We start from the raw sequence: 19123 nt of genomic DNA, 5'->3' as shown, positions 1-19123 counted from the left end.
GGGCGCCCGGGAGGGGGACGGGAATTGGCCGCCCATGTGGCTCGTCCGGATCGCGCTGCAACGCACGTACACGTTCATCGTGATGTCGATGCTCATCGTCATCCTGGGCGTGTTCACCATCACCCGGATGCCGACGGACATCTTCCCCGACATCGACATCCCGGTCCTGTCCGTCATCTTCAACTACGGCGGCCTCCCCCCCGAGGAGATGGAGAAGCGCATCGTCAACAACTACGAGCGCTTCCTGACGACCACAGTCAACGACATCGAGCACATCGAGAGCCAGTCGCTCACCGGCATCTCGATCATCAAGATCTTCCTCCAGCCGGGCGCCAGCATCGAGGCCGCCACCGCGCAGGTGACGGCGGTCTCGCAGACCGCCATCCGCATGATGCCGCCCGGCATCAGCCCGCCGCTCGTCATCCGTTACAGCGCCTCCAGCGTGCCCATCCTGCAGGCCGCGCTGGAGAGCGAGTCGCTGAGCGAGCAGCAGCTCTTCGATTACGCGGTCAACTTCATCCGCGCCGACATCGCCACGATCCGGGGCACGCAGATCCCGTACCCCTACGGCGGCAAGCAGCGCCAGATCATGGTCGACATCGACCCGCAGCGCCTCTTCGCGTGGGGGCTGTCGCCGCGCGACGTGAACGCCGCCCTCGGCCTGCAGAACGTCATCCTGCCCTCCGGCACGGCGAAGATGGGGGAGAACGAGTACCCCGTCATCATGAACAGCAGCCCCGAGGCGTTCGAGGAGCTCGGCAAGCTGCCGCTCAGGACCGTAAACGGGAGGACCGTCTACCTCCGCGACGTCGCGAGCGTCCGCGACGGGAACGCGCCGCAGACGAACATGGTGCACGTCGAGGGCAAGCGCAGCGTGCTCCTCAGCATCCTCAAGAACGGGAGCGCGAGCACCCTCGACGTCACGTCGCGCATCCACGCGATGCTGCCGAGCACGCTGGAGAAGCTCCCGAAGGAGCTCAAGGTCTCGCTGCTCTTCGATCAGTCGGTGTTCGTCCGCGCGGCGGTCGACGGGGTCGTGCACGAGGCGCTCATCGCCGCCGGGCTCACCGCGCTCATGATCCTCCTGTTCCTCGGGAGCTGGCGCAGCACGCTCATCGTCGTCATCAGCATCCCGCTCTCGATCCTCGTCTCGATCATCGCGCTCAGCGCCCTCGGCCATACGCTCAACGTGATGACGCTCGGCGGGATGGCGCTCGCGGTCGGCATCCTTGTCGACGACGCGACCGTGGCCATCGAGAACATCCACAGGAACCTCGGGCAGCGGAAGCCCTTCATCCGCGCGATCATCGACGGCGCGCAGGAGATCGCCGTCCCGGCGCTCGTCTCGACGCTCTGCATCTGCATCGTCTTCGTGCCGGTGGTGTTCATCACCGGCGCCGCGAAGTCGCTCTTCGTGCCGATGGCCATGGCGGTCGTCTTCGCTATGCTCATGTCGTATTTCCTGTCGCGGACGCTCGTCCCGACCCTCGTGCGCCTCCTGCTCGAGCGCGAGGCCGCGGAGCACGCGCACGGGCAGCACGGCAATACGAAGAGCGTCTTCGGGCGCGTCTTCGCCGCGTTCAACCGCGCCTTCGACCGGCTGCGGGCGGCCTACGGGGGCTGGCTCGCCTGGGCGCTCGCGCACCGCGCCGCGTTCGTGGGCGCGTTCCTCGCCTTCGTCGCCGCCTCCGTCGCGCTGATCCCGCTGCTCGGCCGCGACTTCTTCCCGAGCGTCGACGCCGGGCTCATCAAGCTCCACGTGCGCGGCGCGCCGGGCACCCGCCTCGAGGAGAGCGAGCGCCACTTCGCGCAGATCCAGGAGACCATCCGCGAGGTGATCCCGCCAGCCGAGATCCGCACGATGCTCGACACCATCGGGATCCCGGCGAGCGGCATCAACCTGTCGCTGAGCGAGGGCGCGCAGATCTCGTCGGCCGACGGGCAGATCTTCATCGCGCTCGAGGAGCACCACCAGCCGACCGCCGGCTACGTGCGCAAGCTCCGCGAGAAGCTGAACGCGGCGTACCCCGACACGACGTTCTTCTTCCTCGCCCCCGACATCTCGACGCAGGTCCTGAACTTCGGCCTCGCGGCGCCCATCAACGTCCAGGTCGTGGGCCCGATCGGCAAGGAGGACGAGACCTACGCGGTGGCGCGGCGGATCGCGGACCGCATGGAGCGGATCCCCGGCGCGGTGGACGTGCACCTCGCGCAGGTGCCGGCGCGGCCGCAGCTCCGCATCAACGTCGACCGCACCATGGCCGACCAGATGGGGCTCAGCCAGCGCGACGTGGCGAGCGACGTCCTCGTCTCGCTCTCGTCGAGCGGGCAGACGTCGCCGACCTACTGGCTCGACAAGCGCGGCGTGCAGTACCTCGTCGCCGTGCAGACGCCCCAGTACGCGATCGGGTCGATCGACGACCTGAACGCGACGCCGCTGTCGACCGGCGACGGCCGCCCGCAGCTCCTGTCGAACGTCGCGTCGCTCGCGCGCTCGACCGGGCCGGCGAACATCACGCACTACAACGTCGCGCGGACCTTCGACGTGCAGGCGAACGTCGACGGGACCGACCTCGGCTCGGTCGCGGGCGCGGTCTCGCGCGTCATCGACGAGCTCAGGCCCGAGCTGCCGCGCGGGACGAAGGTGACCGTCAAGGGGCAGGCGGAGAGCATGGACTCCTCGTTCACCGGCCTCGGCTACGGGCTGCTCTTCGCGGTCGTGCTCGTGTACCTGCTGATGGTCGTGAACTTCCAGTCGTGGCTCGACCCGCTCATCATCCTGATGGCGCTCCCCGGCGCGGTGGCCGGCATCGCGTGGATGCTCTTCGTGACGCACACGACGCTGAGCGTGCCCGCGCTCATGGGCTCGATCATGTGCGTCGGCGTCGCCACGGCGAACAGCATCCTCGTCGTGACGTTCGCGAACGACCAGCGCAAGCTGGGCCGCGACGCCCCGACCGCGGCGCTCGCCGCCGGCATGACGCGCCTCCGGCCGGTGCTCATGACCGCGCTCGCGATGATCTTCGGCATGCTGCCGATGTCGATCGGCCTCGGCGAGGGCGGCGAGCAGAACGCCCCCCTGGGCCGCGCCGTCATCGGCGGCCTGCTCGTCGCCACGCTGAGCACGCTCTTCTTCGTGCCGGTGATGTACAGCCTCCTCCGGAGCAAGGCTCCGGCCAGAGACCCGCTCGCCGAGGACCTATGAGCTCCCCCGAACGCCCCGCCCAGACCCCGCCCCCGGGCCCTCCCGCCGACGATCTCGGCTTCGATCTGCCGCCGCCCGCCGCGATGACGCGGACGCGCGGCATCGCCCTCGGCGTGGGCCTCGCCGTCGCGCTCGGGGCGGCGTTCGCCGCGGCGTACCTGCCCCGCCGGAGCGCCCGCGCCGCGCTCGAGGAGGGCGCGCGGGCCGCCGAGGGCGCCGCGCCGCGCGTCGTGGTCGTCTCGCCGCAGCCGGTGTCGAGCGACCGGGCGCTCGTCCTGCCGGGGAGCATCCAGCCGCTCGAGGAGACGGTCGTCTACCCGCGCGTGAGCGGCTACGTGCGGAAGTGGAGCGCCGATATCGGCGACAAGGTCGAGGAGGGGCAGGTCCTCGCCGAGATCGACACGCCCGAGCTCGATCAGGAGCTCGCGCAGGCGCGCGCGCAGCTCGTGCAGGCGAACGCCGGCCTCGTGCAGGCCCAGGCGAACCGCGACCTGTCGCGGTCGAGCGTGCAGCGCTACCAGCAGCTCGTCCCCGCGGGCGTGGCGCCGCAGGAGGAGCTCGAGCAGCGGCAGGGCCAGGCGCACGTCGCCGAGGCGAGCGTCACCGTGGCCCAGGCGGCGATCACCGCGCAGCAGGCGAACATCCAGCGCATCCTGGACCTCAAGAAGTTCGCGAAGATCGCCGCGCCGTTCGCGGGGACGGTCACCTCGCGGACGATCGACCGCGGGGCGCTGGTCACGGCGGGCAACGGGACGCCGCTGTTCCGGATCGCGGCGACCGACCCGGTGCGCGTCTTCGTGGGCGTCCCGCAGGACGTGGCGCCCAGCGTGCGGGTCGACGCGCCGGCGAAGGTCACGGTGCGCGAGTTCGCGGGGCAGCCGTTCCAGGGCACGATCGCGCGCACGGCCGGCGCGCTCGACGCGGCGACGCGGACGATGAACACGGAGGTGCGGGTGCCGAACCCCGACGGGCGGCTCCTCGCGGGCATGTACGCCGAGGTCGCGCTGACCTTGCCCACGCCGCACCGCGTGCTCGAGATCCCGGCGACGGCGCTCTACAACGACGCCAAGGGGCTCCGCGTGGCCGTCGTGGATGCCGGGGGCAAGATCCGCTTCGCGCCCATCACGGTCGAGCGCGACACGGGCGCGACGATCCACGTGTCGACGGGGCTCGACGGGAGCGAGCGGATCGTGAAGCTCGCGAGCGCGGAGCTGACCGACGGGATGGCGGTCGAGGTCCTCAAGTGACCGGCCGCCGCCCCGGCGGTCGGGGCCGCTTTGGCTGCCGGCGCTAGCGCCGAAAGCTCCCAGAGGAGAAGAAATTTAACACAGAGGCACAGAGGGCACAGAGGAGAGAAAAAGAAAGAGCTCTTTCTCCTCCTCTGTGCCTCTGTGCCTCTGTGCCTCCGTGGTTTATGTTCTCTCGTTCTCTGGCTTTCTAGGCTGACGACGGGCGCCTCTGGTGAATGCAAGAAGCGCGGCGGGCGCGCTGGGGGCTAATCTTCGAAATACGCCGGGATGTCGATGAACTCCTGCGTGAACAGCACCCTGAAGAACTCGGTGTCCGTGCCGGGCGCGAGCTCGAGATACCGGGTGTACTCCAGCACCGTCTGATCGCCGCACTGGGTGAGATCCCCGAGCGCGTAGTACTGCTCCATGCCGAACGCCGGATCCAGGAGGCGGACGAGGATCTGGTGGTGCGCCTCGGAGCGGTAGATGATCTCCTCGTGGAGCGTGACGCCCCCCGAGGTGAACTGGTACTCCGAGGGGATCGTCTCCGGGCCCCCGCCGTTCAGCCACAGGAACGTCGGCGCCACGTCGGGCAGGACCGCCTCCACGAACCACTCGATGTCGCGGAGCACGGGCCAGACCTCGCTGATGGGCGCGTCGATCAGCACCCGCTGGTAGCTCAGATACTGATCCTGTCCGATGCTCTGGAACAGGAAGATGCTCTCGTCGTCGCAGCTCGTGCTGGACGCCACGCCGACGTCGTCGCCGAGCGGGCCCTCGGCCGCGGCCGCGCTGCCCGTACAGAGCAGTGTGGCCAGGCAGCCCGCGAAGAAAGTCGACAAGCTCGTGGCAATTCTCATGGTAAGTCACCTCTCTTTACAATCGGGAGATGGCGATTCGTGCGCCGTCGCGGCGCCTGCGGCGTCACGTGCGCACTCCGGTCTCGCATGGCCCTCGCGCTCGCGAGCGCTCACAGCGCTCACCGGCCAATTGAAGCAGCCTAGCAAATGCGGCCTTATCCGTCGAGCGGAGACGGACGCGAGCCCGCGCGTCAATCACGTCTCATGTCTCACCTCTCACGTCTCCCCTCTCACTTCACCCGATGTGGCGGGGCGGTGAAGTGCCTCGGGGCCCGCGTGATGGCCGCCGGAGTCGACCGTCGATGACTCACGTCGGCTCACGTCCTGGCGCAGCGCGGCGTGCCCCTACGCGGCATAACCACCCACAGCACCTTGCAGGCGGGCATCGCCGCCGCGATGAGCGCGAGATAGCCGCCCCCGAACGCCGCGGCGCTCCGGAAGTTCACGCTCCCGAGAGCTCCACGAAACCTGCCCCCGCGTACCGTGGCGCCATGACGCGCATGGACCTGGTGGAGCAGATCGTCGCAGCGAAGCTGGAGCGCAAGCTGACCTGGAAGCAGCTGGCCGAGGCGGTGGGGCGCAGCGAGGTGTGGACCACCTCGGCGCTGCTCGGGCAGCAATGCATGAGCGCCGACGAGGCGGCCGCGGCCGGCAACCTGCTCGGCCTCAGCCAGGAGGAGGTGCTCCTGCTCCAGGTGCCGCCGTCGAAGGGCTCCCTCGGCCCGAACCCGCCGACCGACCCGCTGATCTACCGCTTCCACGAGATCGTGCAGGTGTACGGCACGACGCTGAAGGAGCTGATCCACGAGAAGATGGGCGACGGCATCATGAGCGCCATCGACTTCGAGATGAGCATCGACAAGGTGCCCGACGCCAAGGGCGACCGCGTGCGCGTGGTGATGAACGGCAAGTTCCTCCCCTACCGCAAGTGGTAGCGGCAGGGGCGCGCCGGGGCGGCGCCGTCACTGGACCGGCGTCGTCGCGAACGGGTTGAGCTGGTTTGTGTACAGGTCCTCGGCCTTGATCTGGCCCGGCTTCAGCTCGCCGTCCTTCACCAGCCAGTCGATCCAGACCTGGTATTCCTTGGACGACAGCAGCCCCCCCTTGCCGGCGACGCCCATGCTGGTCCAGTACTTCACCGCCGACGCGTCCTCGTTGCGGCCCCGCCGCTCGATGATGCGCGTGAGGCGCGCCACCACCTCCTCGCGCGGGGTGCTCCGCGCCCACTCGACGGCGCGCGCCACGGCCTCCACGAACTTGCGGGCGCTGTTCGGGCTCTCCTCGAGGAAGCGCTTTCTCAGCACGTAGCTGCCGGCGGTGAACTCGCCGAACAGCTCGTAATCCGAGAACAGCGCCCGGATGCCGCCGCGCTCGAGCGCCTTGTCGCGCAGGATGTCGCCGAGGACCGCGACGTCGACCTGCTTCTGCCGGAGCGCCTGCTCCGCGCTCACCGGCGGCAGCACCACCAGCGTGACCTGCGCGATCTCGGCGCTCGTCAGCCCGTTTCGCGCCAGGTACTCCTTCAGCATGAACTCGTGGTGCGCGCCCAGCGTGTTCATCGCGACCTTCTTGCCCAGGAGGTCGCGCGGGGACCGGATGGCGCTGTCCTCGGTCACGTAGAAGCCGCTCCAGCGCTTCGCGTCGACCCCGTAGCCGCCCACCACCGCCCGGAGCGGCGCCCCGGCGGCGATCAGCTTGATCACCGCGCCGTTGAACGCCTGCCCGTAATCCGTGTCGCCGGTGACCACCGTCTGGATGTCCTGCGGCCCGCTGATGGTGTTGCCGACGTAGCTGAGCTTGAGCGGGGCGAGGTACCCGAGGTCCTCTGCCAGCTCGGGCACCGAGACCACGCCGGCGAACCCCTGATGGCGCAGCTCCAGCACCTCGTAGTCGCCGGCGGCCCTGTCGCCCTGACCGCCGCCCGGCTCGACCTTCGAGCAGGCCGCGAGCGAGAGCGCGGCAGAGAGCGCCGCCACGAACGCGCGGCGGGTGGCGGTGAACGGAGCAGGCGGTTCGAGTTCGCGCATGGGTGCAAGGCCTCTGTGTGCGCCGTCGGTCGGCGCGTGATCTGGATCGCCCCTCTCCTCGGGGGACATCGTCGACGGCGCGCGCCGTGCTTCTCGGCTGACGCTTCTTGCGCTCACTCGGCGGCCGCCGGCTCGGTCGGGTCGGGGTGCACCGCGACCACCGCGCTCGACGTCCTGCGCGCCAGCGCGAGGAGCACGCCGAAGAGCACGGACAGGAGCAGGAACATCGACTGGAGGCCGAGGCTCTTGCCCACGAGGCCGCCCACGGTGCTGCCGAACAGGCCTCCCGACGGGCCCACGAGGGCGTGCAAGCCGGCCACCTTCCCCCGCCCCACGCGCGCGCCGATGCGGGCGATGCGGGTGAGGTTCGCGATCTGCAAGAGGCCGAGCCCGAGGCCGAGGATCAGGCCGCCGGCGCGGAGCAGGCTCAGCTCGCCCGAGAGGCCGAGCAAGAGCAGCGCGATCGGGACGAGGACGAGGCTCGCGAGGTAGATGCGCTCGTGCCCGACCCGGCCGACCAGGCCGCCCAGCGAGAACAGCGCGAAGATGTAGGTCACGCCCTGCCACGCGAGCAGCCCCGAGGCCTCGGCCGCCGTCAGGCCGGCGACGGCGACGCCGATCGGGATGATGAAGAACATGAAGAACGAATTGACCGACTGGGCCGCGAACTCGATCATGCACACGCCGCGCAGCTCGACGTCCTGCGCGAGCAGGCCGAGATCGGACCGGACGCCGGAGAGGCGGAGCTCCCTCCGGGGGGTGGAGCGCGCCGCATAACGGCCGAAGACGATCGGCGACATGAAGACCGTGACGAGGAAGCTGCCCCCGATGAGCCAGTAGGTGCCCGGGAAGCCAAGGGCCTTGGTGAGCGTGGCCGCGAGCATGGGGCCCAGCAGGAACATGCCGACCATATGGGTGCCGCGGTACCAGCCGGCCTTGCCCTCACCCACCGTCTCGAGCTGCTGCATGAACACGGTGCTCAGCGAGACGAAGCGCAGCGGCATGAAGAAGCTGATCGCCGTCGTGCAGACCAGCAGGAACACCGGAGACGGGACCGCCGGCAAGGCGATGTAGATGGTCCCCGCCACGAGGCTCCCCAGCACGAACAGCCGCGAGGGCCCGAGGTGATCGACGAGGAGCCCGATCGGGATGCTCATGAGCAGCACCCCGACGCTCTGCGACCCGGCGATGAGCCCGAGCAGCGCCTCGTTCGCCTCGAGATCCAGCGCGTAGAGCGTCGTGGTCACCTTGGCGACGCCGACGCTGATGCCCATGACCGAGGACAGCGCCGCGAACACCAGAAGAAAGCGGTTCTTGTCGATGAAGGAACGCAGCTTGACCTCGTGGACGGCTCGAATCAGGCCTGTCGATCCGCGCCAGCGATCAGCAGCCGTCGCCGCGTGTCCGCGGTGCCACGCTGGTCAGCAACGCCCGTGCCGCGCCGCCGCGCGCCGCTCGGCGAGGCCGCCCGCGCGCGCGCTGCTGCCCCGGCAGCAACCGGTGGTGATCCGCTGCTCCGGCGCAAGCAGGACCACGCCGCCGGCGCGACGCGCGGCCTTGCGCCCGATCGGCCGCCCGCGACGGCGAGCGCCTGCGCCGGCGCGGCAGTATGCTGGCGCCATGGCCGCCGCCGCTCCCCCCACCGAGCCCACGTTTCACGAGCCCGCCCTCGGGCCGGTGCCGCTCCGGGATCTCGGCCTCACCATCGCGGGGACGCGCCTCGAGGCGATCATCGCGGAGTTCACGGCGGAGCTCGAGCTCGCCGGGATCCGCCGGGTCCGCCCGCGCTTCTACCTCTCCACGGAGTGGGGAGTCCCGTTCAACACGATCGCGATCGGCATCCCGTTCTACCTGGCGAGGCCCGACCTGACGGCGCTCCACGGCGCGCGCACAGGGCACGTCGAGGGCGTCTCCCGGGCGGATTGCCTGCGTTATCTGCGCCACGAGATGGGGCACGTCGTCAATTACGCCTATCGCCTGTACGGCGAGCCGGAGTGGGTGGAGCGATTCGGCCCGATCGACGCGCCTTACCACGAGGGCTACAGGCCGATCCCGTTCAGCCGCCGGCATGTCGTGCACCTGCCCGGCTGGTACGCGCAGAAGCACCCGGACGAGGACTGGGCAGAGACGTTCGCCGTCTGGATGACGCCCGGGCGCGCGTGGCGGGTCGAGTACGCCGACTGGCCCGAGGCGCTCGCCAAGCTGGAGTACTGCGATCGCGCCATGGCCGCGCTGCGCGACCTCGACCCGGTCGTGACCGACGACGCGCTCGACGAGGACGTCGCCGAGCTCGGCACGTCGCTCGACGAGTATTACGGCGCGGCGCTCCCCGGCGACGGCGAGCTGCCGCGCGGCTTCGACGGCGCGCTGCGGGCGATCTTCGACGAGCTCGACGCGCCGGACGAGGCGGGCGCGGAGCGGCCGGCCGCGGCGCTCATCCTGGACATGGAGCGGGAGCTCGTCGCCAGCGTCTACCGCTCGACCGGCCATTTCCCCGAGGCGACGCGGCCGCTCGTGCGCCACCTCGCCGGCCGCGCGGGCGAGCTCGGGCTCGCGTACCGCGCCGCGAACGAGCGGACGGCGGTGATCGCCTTCGCGGCGCTCGTCACGGCGCTCGCGATGAACCACGTGCGCACCGGCAGCTACTTCGCGTAGCGCTGCATCGCGAGGTCGACGATCCGCTGGACGAGCGCGTCGTACCCGACGCCGGCCGCGGCGGCGGCCATGGCGAACTCCCCCGAGGCCTCGAGGTAGCAGCTCGCGTTGACCTCGATCACGTAGATGTCGCCGGCCTCGGTGAGCCGGAGATCGACCCGGCCGTAGTCCTTCACGCGGAGCGCCCGGTAGGCGTCGAGCGAGACCTTCTGGAGCCTCGCCCGGAGCTCGTCGGAGAGCTCGGCGACCACGGCCTTCGTGCCCTTGTACTCGGCGCTCTGCTCATCGAACTTCGCCTTCTGATCGAGGATGTGCGGCCGCCCCGACGGGAAGCCGGTGAAATCGATCTCGATCGGCGGGAGCGCCGTGGGCTGCGCGTTGCCGAGGATCCCCACGTAGAGCTCCCGCCCCTCGATGAACTCCTCGGCGAGGGCCGAGTCGTCGCACTCCTCGTGGATGGCGAGGACCCGCTTCATGAGGGATCGGGCGTCGTGGACGAGGCCGTTCCTGTCGATGCCGATCGAGGCGTCCATGCGGAGCGGCTTGACGAACAGGGGCATGTGCAGGTTGCCCCCGGTCTCGAAATCCGCGTCCTTGGAGAAGACGGCGAACCTCGGGTAGAGGATGCCCTCGAAGGCGAGGATCTTCTTGGAGAGGCCTTTGTCCTGCGCGAGCGAGAGCTCCGCGGGGCCGGAGCCCGTGTAGCGGAGGCCGAGCATGTCGAGCAGCCCGACCACGGAGACGTCGCCGAGCACGTTGTCGCCGAACATCTCCATGAGGTTGAAGACGAGATCGGGGCGGGCGCGCGAGAGGGCGGAGACGAGCCGCGCGACGTCGCCGTGCTCGGCGATGACGGACACCTCGTGTCCGCCGTTCCTGAGCGCCCGGACGACCTGCTCGACAACAACATCCGGCTTCTGGTCCGGGGCCTCGATGTACGTGAGCACGACGATGTTCATGGTATGGCTCGGCGCCGCGTCGACGCACCCGACGCACTCGACGCTCGACGTATGAGCATGAAGCGAGCCAGGCTCGATCTGCGGGGAGAACGAGGGGAAACCGCCCCTCGCCGGCGCCTCACCGCCGTGGCGCAACGTCGCAGAGGGGCGATTTGCCGCTCTGGAGCGGAGGCTCTGCCGGCCTCTGCAGCTTGCAGATCCTCACCGGGGCCTGGTCACGGTAGAATCTTGAGCAGCATGGACGTGAGCCAGCTCATCGAGCGCGCGGCGGCAGCGCCGTCGTTGCTCCTCGCGACGGACTTCGACGGGACCATCTCCGAGATCGCCGCGGTGTCGGGCGGGGCGGTCGCGGAGCGGGGCGCCATCGAGGCGCTCCGGGCGCTCTCCGGCGCGCCGGGGACGACGGTGGCGATCGTGTCGGGCAGGACGATCCACGACGTCGCGACGCGCACGGCGGCGCTCGGGGCGGCGTGGCGCGTCGGCGAGCACGGGGCCGAGATCGCGGCGCCGGGCGGGGCGCTCGTGTACGAGGCGGAGGCGCCGGCCGAGGCGCTCGACGCGCTGGAGCGGGACGCGGACGAGATCGCGCGGCGCGTCCCCGCGTTCTGGGTCCAGCGCAAGCGGTGCTCGATCGCGCTCCACTGGCGGCTCGTCTCGGCGGAGGATCGGCCGGCGGCGTTCGACGCGATCGAGGCGTGGTCGGGCGCGGCGCGGCGGAAGGGGCTCGTGGTCATGCGGGGGCGCAGCATCCACGAGGCCAGGGACGCCGCGCACGACAAGGGCGGCGCCCTGGCCTTCCTGCTGGCGCGGCTGCCGCCGGGGACGCTCGTGGTCTACGCGGGCGACGACACGACCGACGAGCCGGCGATCGCCTACGCGCGGGCGAACGGGGGCGTGGGGGTGTACATCGCCTCCGCCGAGCGTCCGGACGCCGGGGTCGAGCCCGACCTGACGCTCGGCGACCCCGGGGCGTGGATCGCGCTGCTCGAGGCGCTCGCGGTGCGGCGCGGCGGCCTGGCGAGCGCGGCGCTGCGCCCGGCGTGAGGGGCGGCCGCGCGGCCGCGCCGCCCGGCGGCGTCGCTCCAGGGGAGGCGCCCGGACCGGATCGTGTACGCTCGCGGGCATGCCCATCACGCGACTCACGAAGCCCGATTCGAAGTTTCGCCTCGAGGACGTCTCGACCGACCCGCCCCGCGACGCGACGAAGCAGGAGGCGGCCGAGCGGCTCCACGAGCTCGGCAAGGAGCTGCTCGAGCTTCAGGAGCTCATGTGGGGCGCGCGGACGCACAGCGTGCTCATCGTGCTCCAGGGCCGCGACGCGGCCGGCAAGGACGGCGCGATCAAGAACGTCGTCGGCGCGCTGAACCCGCGCGGCGTGAGCGTGAGCTCGTTCGGCGTGCCGACGAAGGAGGAGCGGGAGCACGATTTCCTGTGGCGGATTCACCGGCACGCGCCGCGCGCTGGGGAGTTCGCCATCTTCAACCGCTCTCATTACGAGGACGTGCTCGTCGTGCGCGTGCACGACCTGGCGCCCAAATCGCTGTGGGGCGAGCGCTACGACCACATCAACGATTTCGAGGAGCTGCTCGCCGAGCACGGGACCATCGTGATCAAGTTCTTCTTGCACATCAGCAAGAAGGAGCAGGAAAAGCGGCTCCTGGAGCGCGAGGAGAACCCATCGACCGCCTGGAAGCTCAACGTGAACGACTGGAAGGAGCGGGAGGTCTGGGACGAGTACACGGAGGCCTACGAGGACGTCTTCCGGCGCTGCTCCTCGCGGTACGCGCCCTGGTGCATCGTCCCGGCCGACGCCAAATGGTACAGAAACCTGGTCGTCGCCGAGGCCGTGGCCGAGGCGATGCGGGAATACCGCGACGACTGGCTGAAGACGCTCGAGCGGAACGGGAAGGAAGGCCGCGAGGAGCTCGAGGAGTACCGCCGATCGAAGGGCGTGCGGCACAAGGGGTGAGCGGGCAGCTCAGGACGACGCGCGGGGCTCGCCCACGTCGTCGGGGACCACGAGCGGCCGGCGCCTGAACCACGGTATCGTGCGCCGGCCCACGCCCTCCCAGGCCGCGACGTCGGAATAGGCGTGCGTCATGCTCGCGCCGATCAGGAGGTTTGCGACGTTGACGGCCATCTGCAAGAGCCTGGACCGGATCAGCAGGTGGGCCTCGGCGCGCGGGCAGTTCTTCTTCAGCCACTCGGTCATCTGGTCGCGAAAATCGGTGTCCATCCTGGGCGAATCGAGCGCGTCCACCATGTAGATGCACCGCTGGAATTGCTGGATCTGCCGCTCGCCGTCCGCGATGACGTGGGGCGCGAACTCTCCGACCTGGAGACCGCGACAGACGTAGAGCATCAGGCCCTTGCCGAGCTCGTAGCTCCGCATCACGCCGCGGTAGTCGACGTAAAGCCAGCTCTGGTCCTCGATTCTCTGCTTTTTCATGGGACACCGCCCGGCCCCGCGCACGCGCGGAACCGGCCCACCGCGCCAGTGTAGACGTCGGATCAGGCCACGTCAGGGAAGTTGGCGGCCCGGGGCGCGGGCGGGATGCGCGGCGCTGGGCGGTGGCGAGCCGAGCAGCCCCCTCGCGACGGGCCGTGAACCAGCCGCCTGCGGGTCTGCGGAGGGATCTGCCGGGCTCGCCCGGCACGCGCGGCTGACCCCGAGCGCCGATGACGTACGGCGCTCCGTCTCCCGCGGCGCGGCGGCGCTCCCGGCAGCAGCGGCCGCGCTCGGCGCTCGCGCAGCCCGGGGGGCGGCTGACGCACGCGCGCGCGTCTCCGAGGTCGCCGCGGCGACCGCGCTCAGCGAGCCTCCCTCAGCAAGGCTCTGCCTTCAGCTGCGGGATTTTGCATTCCCAAGCAAGACGTTGCCCTCCTCGGCGGGACTCGAACGAGCGAGCTGGTCACGGCGGTCCGCCACCTCCGCCCCTGTGCTCTCCTGCGAAGTCCACCGGTGAGCTCGGTCGACCCAGGTCGTTCCCCGGCCGTTTCACCGCCGCCATCGCCATGCGTGAGGCACGGAGCCGGGCGCATCCTCGCGGCCCTGCACGCACGCCTGGCACGCCGATCCTCCAGCGGCACGGCTATTGATTGGGCATCGGCGCGGGCGGAGAGCCGGTGGGTGCGACGCGGCGGGCCTCGGTCCGCACGAGGCGCCTGCCGACCTGTCCGTGACCGAGGAGATCGACCTGCCTCGGATGGAGGAGCCAATACGATGAATACGGATACCAGTGGATTCGATTTGGAGATGCTCATCCCTGACGACCCCATCGAACTGGAGGTGCGGGAGGTCTCGCTGTGTTGCCGATGCTGCTACGGCCGCTTGAGCGACGAATGACATGAGCGGCGGGGGGGCGCGCCCCCCGCCGCCGGCGCCCAGGCAGCGCTCGCTGCGCTGCCTGGGCGCCTCCTTTTCCCTGCGCGCGAGGAGCTGCTCATGAGTGTGAAGCCGAGATTCGACCTCCCGCGCATCGGCGTTGGGCTCGCCTACCGGCCCTGGTTCGTGCGCGGGATCGAGCAACACCGCGATCGTATCGACTGGATCGAGATCTGCGCGGACCATTACATCTACCGGACCCAGGGGCGGGTCGCGCGCGCCATGGAGCTGAGCCAGCGTATCCCCATCGCGCCCCATGGCCTCGAGCTATCCATCGGCACCGACGCGCCGCTCGACATGGACTATTGCCGTGACGTCGCGCGCCTCGCGAAGGCGGTCCGCGCCCCCTGGTACAGCGATCACCTCTGCTTCACGCAGGTCTCCCAGATCGAGCTTGGCCAGCTCACGCCGATCGCGTTCTCCGAGCCCGCCGCGGCGCGCTGCGCGGCCAAGGCGCGGCAGTTCCAGGACATGCTCGGCGTCCCGTTGCTCCTCGAGAACATCGCCTATTACCTGGAGATCCCCGGGGGCACCATGACGGAGGCGGACTTCATCAGCAAGGTCGTGAACGACGCCGATTGCGGCATCTTGCTCGATCTCACGAACCTGTACATCAACGCCCAGAATCTCCACTATGATCCGTATGAGTTCATCGACCGCATCCCGCTCGAGCGCGTCGTGCAAGTCCACCTGGCCGGCGGAGCTTACGAAGACGGGATGTGGATCGACACGCACAGCGACCCGGTCGACAGGCACCCCGAGGTCTGGGACCTGCTCGATTATCTCTGCCGGAGGGCGCCCGTGCGCGGCATCCTCATCGAGCGCGACGCGAATCCGCCGGACAAATTCGACGATGTCCTGGAAGAGGTCGAGCACGCGAGGGCCGTCTGGGCGTGAGGCGATGCTCGCTGAGCCGCAGGGTGGACGATGGAACGTGCGATGAATGACGTGACGGAGGGGCGGGCGATGGATACGGACCAGTCAGCGTTTCAGACGGCGTTCGCGCGGCTGCTCACCGATCCTCAGGCGCTCGAGCGGTTTTACGACGACCCGGCGCGCTTCGCCGAAGAGAACGCGCTGAGCGCCGGGCAGATGTCCGCGCTCCAGTCCCTCGACAAGGACCGGCTGCGCTGGATCTCGGGGTCGCTGAGCGTCAAGCGCTTCTCCCTCGTCGAGACGTACTTCCCCGCCACGTTCGCGCTGCTCCGGCGCCGCAGGGCGCTGTCGAAGGTGCAGCGGAGCCTCGTCGCGACCTACCGCCCGATCAAGTCCGAACGCCTGATTCGCGCGTTTCGCGACGCCCTCTGGTTCGCCGAGCTCGTCGAGCGGCAACTCGAACGAGGGGAGCTCGACATCCCCTACCTCGCCGACGTGATGCGCTGCGAGCGCGCCGAGTTCGTGCTGTGGTCCGACGCCGCGAGCGCCGAGAGCGCGGACGATTTCAGGTCGCGGAACGCGTCGAGGCCGAGCGTCACCGAGGAGGCGCTGCTCGACGGCGCCGTGCGCGCGGGCCGGCACGTCGAGCTGCACGAGTTCTCGTGCGACGTCTTGCCGTTCATCCAGGCGCTCGTCGACGGCAAGGCGCCGCTCGATCCGGAGCCGGCGACGACGCTGATCCTGTTCGGGAGGATCGCGGTGGCCGATCGCGTCCAGAAGGCGCGCGTCGGGCGGCTCATCAAGGCGTTCCTCGACCGCGCCGGCGGCGGAAAGCCTACCCGGGAGATCCTCGCGGAGATGCTCGACCCCGAGGCCGATCCCGCCGCGCGGGCCGCCGCCGAGCGAGATTGCTGCCGAGCGCTGCAGAAGCTCTACGCACTGAACTTCGTGACGATCGAACGGATTGAAACCCCGAGAAAATGAACCACAGAGGCGCAGAGGGGAGAGAAATAAAAATTCCTATTTCTTCTCTCTCCTCTGTGCCCTCTGTGGTTCCAATCTCTTCATTCTCGGGCGTTTCGAGCTGATCGATGCGCTAGAGCGGTCTCCGAGGCCGGTCGAGGAAATGCAGGCCAGCAGGGCATCTGGCCCGCGGCGTCGCGAGATGCTCGACGATCTCTCGGCTAGCCCTCGCTTCGCCGCGGGCTAGCCGGCGCGCCTGCGAGCGCCTCGAACCAGGCGCGCAGCGGCCGAGTCCCGCGCGCGGGCGCGAGCGAGTCGGACGTCATGACCGCCGCCACGAACTCCAGCAGATCCGACAGCCGCGGATGGATGCCCTCGAGCAGCACGCTCGTGGACCGGAGCACCCCCGCGGGGACGTGCACGATGAGCCCCTTCTTGCCGACAGCGTCGAACGCCAGGCGCATCACCTCGTCGCGCGTCATGACGTCGGGACCGCCCACGGGCACCACGTCAGGCCCCCCGGCGAGCACCTCGGCGAGCGCCTCGGCGACGTCCGCGGGGTGCACCGGGTTGGTCCTCGCGAGGCCGTCGCCGGGCACCGCGCCCACGCCGGCGCGGGCCATCGCGATCATGTCGTTCAGCGCGGAGTAGACGCCCGTCGGGCGCACGAACGAGAACGAGAGGCCGGAGGCGCGAATGCGCTCCTCCATCTGGAGATGGGCCGCCAGATAGCGGGTGTGGGCATAGCCGGGGCCAGGGTGCGCGGAGAGGTAGACGAAGCGCTTCACCCCGGCCCGCTTCGCCGCCTCGAGCAGGTGCGTGTTCGCCACCACGTCGACGTCGTAATAGCTCCTGCGCTCGCGCAGCGTCATCGAGACGTTCGCGCCGAGACAGGACACGACCGCATCGACGCCATCGAGCGCGCCGGTCACGGCCCCGGGCTCCGCCGCGTCGGCGACGACGACCTCCGAGGCGAGGCCGCGGATGCCCGCGGCGTTGCCCTCGGTGCGAGAGAGCGTGCGCACGAAGTGATCCCGGCCGCGGAGCAGGCGCAAGAGCTCGGAGCCGACCGCGCCCGTGGCGCCGGCGAGGAGGATCCGCTGCACAGTCATCGGGTCACCCGTTCCTTTCGAGCGCGGCGCCCGGGAGCGCCCCACCCCTCGCCCGCGCGGCCGCGCAGCGACACCAGGCTTGCCAGCATGTCGGCGTCGACGTCAAGGATCGCGCGATCTGCCGGCGAACGGGCGCGTGTCACGGCGGCTCCGGGGGCGCGCCGCGCACGCCCGCTGCGAATCTACAGCGGGCTCAGGTCATCCGCCTGACCATCCGGGTGTGCGGAATGCCGGCCTCGTCGAAGATCGGCCCCTCCTCGACGAAGCCGAGCTTGCGATAGAACGGCGCGGCGGCGACCTGGGCGTTCAAGACCAGCGCGCGCGCGCCCTGCGCGGCGGCGACGCGGATCGCCTCCTCGAGCAGCCGCCGTCCGAGGCCGGTGCCGCGGAGATCCTTCCTGACGGCGACGCGGCCGACCTTGAGCGCGTCCCCGTACGGCACGATCCGCATCGTCGCGACGACCTCGTCGCCGTCCAGGACCACGAAATGCTGCGCGCCCTCGTCGAGCTCGTCGACCTCGATGTCCGCGGGCACGGCCTGCTCGACGACGAAGACCTCGTACCGCAGGCGGAGCGCGCCGACGTAGAGCGGCGAGTCGCTGCGGATCGGGAGGATCTCGCCGGCCATCAGGCGCTCTCCAGGGCCGCGGAGGGAGCCCGGCCCGTAAGGCCCGCGCGCGCCGCGGCGGCCGCCCCGGCGATGATGGCGAGGGCGGCGCGCTGCGCTGCCCCAAGGAGGCTTCGTTGCTCGGTGCTCATCGTCCCATCCGTCAATCCTGCGAGCCGAGGCGCGGCCCCGCGCCCGGCCGTGCCGGATTCGTGCGCTGTCACGGGCGCCGCGTCCACCGGATTCAGCACGCGCTGGAGCTGCTCTGCTCGGACGAGCTAGCCTGATCCCACCGTGAAGATCATGACCTTCAACATCCTCTCCGGCGGCGAGGATCGCTTCGAGGCGATCCTCACGATCGTCGCCGCCGCGCGCCCGGACCTGCTCGTCCTCCAGGAGTGCGTCGGCTGGGAGGACGGCGCCCGGCTCCGGGCCGTCGCCGAGGCGCTCGGCGCGCCGCCGGGCGAGCGGCACGCCGTGCTCGGGAGCGCCAACCCGCGGCCGAGCGGCCGGCGGAACCACGTGGCCGTGGTCAGCCGGGCGCCGCTCGTGAAGGCGCGCGTGCACGCGCCCGAGGTGCTGGCCCACTGCCTCGTCGAGCTCGAGCTCGAGCTCGCCGGCGAGCCGCTGCTCGTGCTCGGCACCCACCTCAACGCCGGCAGCGAGGACCGCCGGCTCGCCGAGGCGCGCTGGCTGCTCTCGCTCGTGCCGCCCGCCCGGTTCGCCGCGGGCCTCTGGGCGCTCGCTGGCGACCTCAACGCGATCTCGCGCCGCGACCCCTACCCCGCGGACCTCGACGCGCGCCTCGCGGCCGCCGGCATCGAGAAGTACGGGAGCCCGCCGCGGTTCGACACGATGGACACCCTCGAGGCGTTCGGCTGGACCGACGCGCTGCGCCTCCGGCCGCGCTCCCCGCGCTGGGCCACCGCGCTGCGCGGCCGCGCCGGCGCGCAGGTCGAGACGCGGACCGACTACGTGCTGCTCTCACCGCGTCTCTCCGGCCGGCTCGCGCTCGCCGACGTCGTCGACGTCGGCGCCGCGTCCGACCACCACGCGGTCGTCGCCGAGATCGACTGACGCCGCCGGGCGCGCGCGATCCACGCGCCCTCGCGTCCGCGCGCGGCAAGAGCGGAGCACGGTTCGAGCAGGGCGCGGACCTGCTCACCGCGCGCCCGTGCGACCCGATTGAATCCGAACAACACCACTGCAAGATCACAGGAATGCTCGCCGTGGCCGGCGCGAGAC

General features: G+C 70.4%; 17 protein-coding genes. 9 read left to right on the top strand and 8 right to left on the bottom strand.

Annotation, left to right across the window (positions count from 1 at the left end; genetic code table 11):
- Nucleotides 1-34: 34 nt before the first annotated feature.
- A complete protein-coding gene (locus tag WME83_RS09495) occupies nt 35-3205 on the top strand; it encodes an efflux RND transporter permease subunit (protein ID WP_437318944.1) in 3171 nt (1056 codons plus the stop codon).
- Complete coding sequence (locus tag WME83_RS09490) at nt 3202-4452, top strand: efflux RND transporter periplasmic adaptor subunit (RefSeq protein WP_437318943.1); 1251 nt, start codon at nt 3202-3204, stop codon at nt 4450-4452. Before WME83_RS09495 ends, WME83_RS09490 begins: the two co-directional genes overlap by 4 nt.
- Nucleotides 4453-4700: 248 nt before the next feature.
- Here WME83_RS09490 and WME83_RS09485 read toward each other — a convergent pair whose 3' ends face one another.
- Both WME83_RS09485 and WME83_RS09480 read right to left on the bottom strand, forming a co-directional pair.
- Complete coding sequence (locus tag WME83_RS09485; protein WP_437318942.1) at nt 4701-5276, bottom strand: hypothetical protein; 576 nt, start codon at nt 5274-5276, stop codon at nt 4701-4703.
- 335 nt (nt 5277-5611) lie between these two features.
- The gene (locus WME83_RS09480; RefSeq protein WP_437318941.1) at nt 5612-5740 is read right to left on the bottom strand and encodes a hypothetical protein; all 129 of its coding nucleotides are present in this window, start codon (nt 5738-5740) and stop codon (nt 5612-5614) included.
- Nucleotides 5741-5785: 45 nt separating this feature from the next.
- Between WME83_RS09480 and cynS the strand changes: the two genes are divergently transcribed.
- Nucleotides 5786-6229: a cyanase gene (gene cynS, locus WME83_RS09475; RefSeq protein ID WP_437318940.1), complete on the top strand. Its 444-nt coding sequence runs from the start codon at nt 5786-5788 to the stop codon at nt 6227-6229.
- Nucleotides 6230-6256: 27 nt separating this feature from the next.
- On the opposite strand, the gene WME83_RS09470 is transcribed toward cynS, so the two are convergent.
- Together WME83_RS09470 and WME83_RS09465 are read right to left on the bottom strand one after the other, a co-directional pair.
- Nucleotides 6257-7321: an ABC transporter substrate-binding protein gene (locus WME83_RS09470; protein WP_437318939.1), complete on the bottom strand. Its 1065-nt coding sequence runs from the start codon at nt 7319-7321 to the stop codon at nt 6257-6259.
- Nucleotides 7322-7434: 113 nt separating this feature from the next.
- A complete protein-coding gene (locus WME83_RS09465; RefSeq protein ID WP_437318938.1) occupies nt 7435-8619 on the bottom strand; it encodes an MFS transporter in 1185 nt (394 codons plus the stop codon).
- A gap of 322 nt (nt 8620-8941) precedes the next feature.
- Here WME83_RS09465 and WME83_RS09460 point away from each other — a divergent pair, with 322 nt between their 5' ends.
- Entirely contained in the window at nt 8942-9976 is a 1035-nt protein-coding gene (locus WME83_RS09460; RefSeq protein ID WP_437318937.1) for a putative zinc-binding metallopeptidase, read from the top strand.
- Here WME83_RS09460 and WME83_RS09455 read toward each other — a convergent pair.
- Entirely contained in the window at nt 9964-10935 is a 972-nt protein-coding gene (locus WME83_RS09455; RefSeq protein ID WP_437318936.1) for a D-alanine--D-alanine ligase family protein, read from the bottom strand. The genes WME83_RS09460 and WME83_RS09455 overlap by 13 nt on opposite strands.
- A 237-nt stretch (nt 10936-11172) precedes the next feature.
- Here WME83_RS09455 and otsB point away from each other — a divergent pair, with 237 nt between their 5' ends.
- Nucleotides 11173-11979 (top strand): trehalose-phosphatase, encoded by an 807-nt coding sequence (gene otsB / locus WME83_RS09450; protein ID WP_437318935.1) that lies wholly within the window; start codon nt 11173-11175, stop codon nt 11977-11979.
- Nucleotides 11980-12058: 79 nt separating this feature from the next.
- On the top strand, nt 12059-12904 hold the full coding sequence (locus WME83_RS09445; protein WP_437318934.1) for a PPK2 family polyphosphate kinase: 846 nt from the start codon (nt 12059-12061) through the stop codon (nt 12902-12904).
- Nucleotides 12905-12913: 9 nt separating this feature from the next.
- Here WME83_RS09445 and WME83_RS09440 read toward each other — a convergent pair whose 3' ends face one another.
- Nucleotides 12914-13384, bottom strand: coding sequence for a hypothetical protein (locus WME83_RS09440; protein ID WP_437318933.1), 471 nt, complete (start codon nt 13382-13384; stop codon nt 12914-12916).
- Between the two features lie 996 nt (nt 13385-14380).
- Between WME83_RS09440 and WME83_RS09435 the strand changes: the two genes are divergently transcribed.
- On the top strand, nt 14381-15217 hold the full coding sequence (locus WME83_RS09435) for a DUF692 domain-containing protein (RefSeq protein WP_437318932.1): 837 nt from the start codon (nt 14381-14383) through the stop codon (nt 15215-15217).
- 42 nt (nt 15218-15259) lie between these two features.
- Nucleotides 15260-16180 (top strand): hypothetical protein, encoded by a 921-nt coding sequence (locus WME83_RS09430; protein ID WP_437318931.1) that lies wholly within the window; start codon nt 15260-15262, stop codon nt 16178-16180.
- Between the two features lie 200 nt (nt 16181-16380).
- Here the strand turns inward: WME83_RS09430 and WME83_RS09425 are convergent, their stop codons facing one another.
- Together WME83_RS09425 and WME83_RS09420 are read right to left on the bottom strand one after the other, a co-directional pair.
- Entirely contained in the window at nt 16381-17271 is an 891-nt protein-coding gene (locus tag WME83_RS09425; RefSeq protein ID WP_437318930.1) for an SDR family oxidoreductase, read from the bottom strand.
- Between the two features lie 193 nt (nt 17272-17464).
- Complete coding sequence (locus WME83_RS09420) at nt 17465-17899, bottom strand: GNAT family N-acetyltransferase (RefSeq protein ID WP_061622845.1); 435 nt, start codon at nt 17897-17899, stop codon at nt 17465-17467.
- 282 nt (nt 17900-18181) lie between these two features.
- Here WME83_RS09420 and WME83_RS09415 point away from each other — a divergent pair, with 282 nt between their 5' ends.
- A complete protein-coding gene (locus WME83_RS09415) occupies nt 18182-18955 on the top strand; it encodes an endonuclease/exonuclease/phosphatase family protein (protein WP_437321981.1) in 774 nt (257 codons plus the stop codon).
- The last annotated feature ends 168 nt before the right edge of the window (nt 18956-19123 follow it).

The sequence above is a fragment of the Sorangium sp. So ce385 genome, from assembly GCF_051474135.1.
GTDB lineage: Bacteria > Myxococcota_A > Polyangia > Polyangiales > Polyangiaceae > Sorangium > Sorangium cellulosum_D.
Note: the sequence above shows the minus strand (reverse complement) of the source record. Positions and strands in the feature narration are given on the sequence as shown.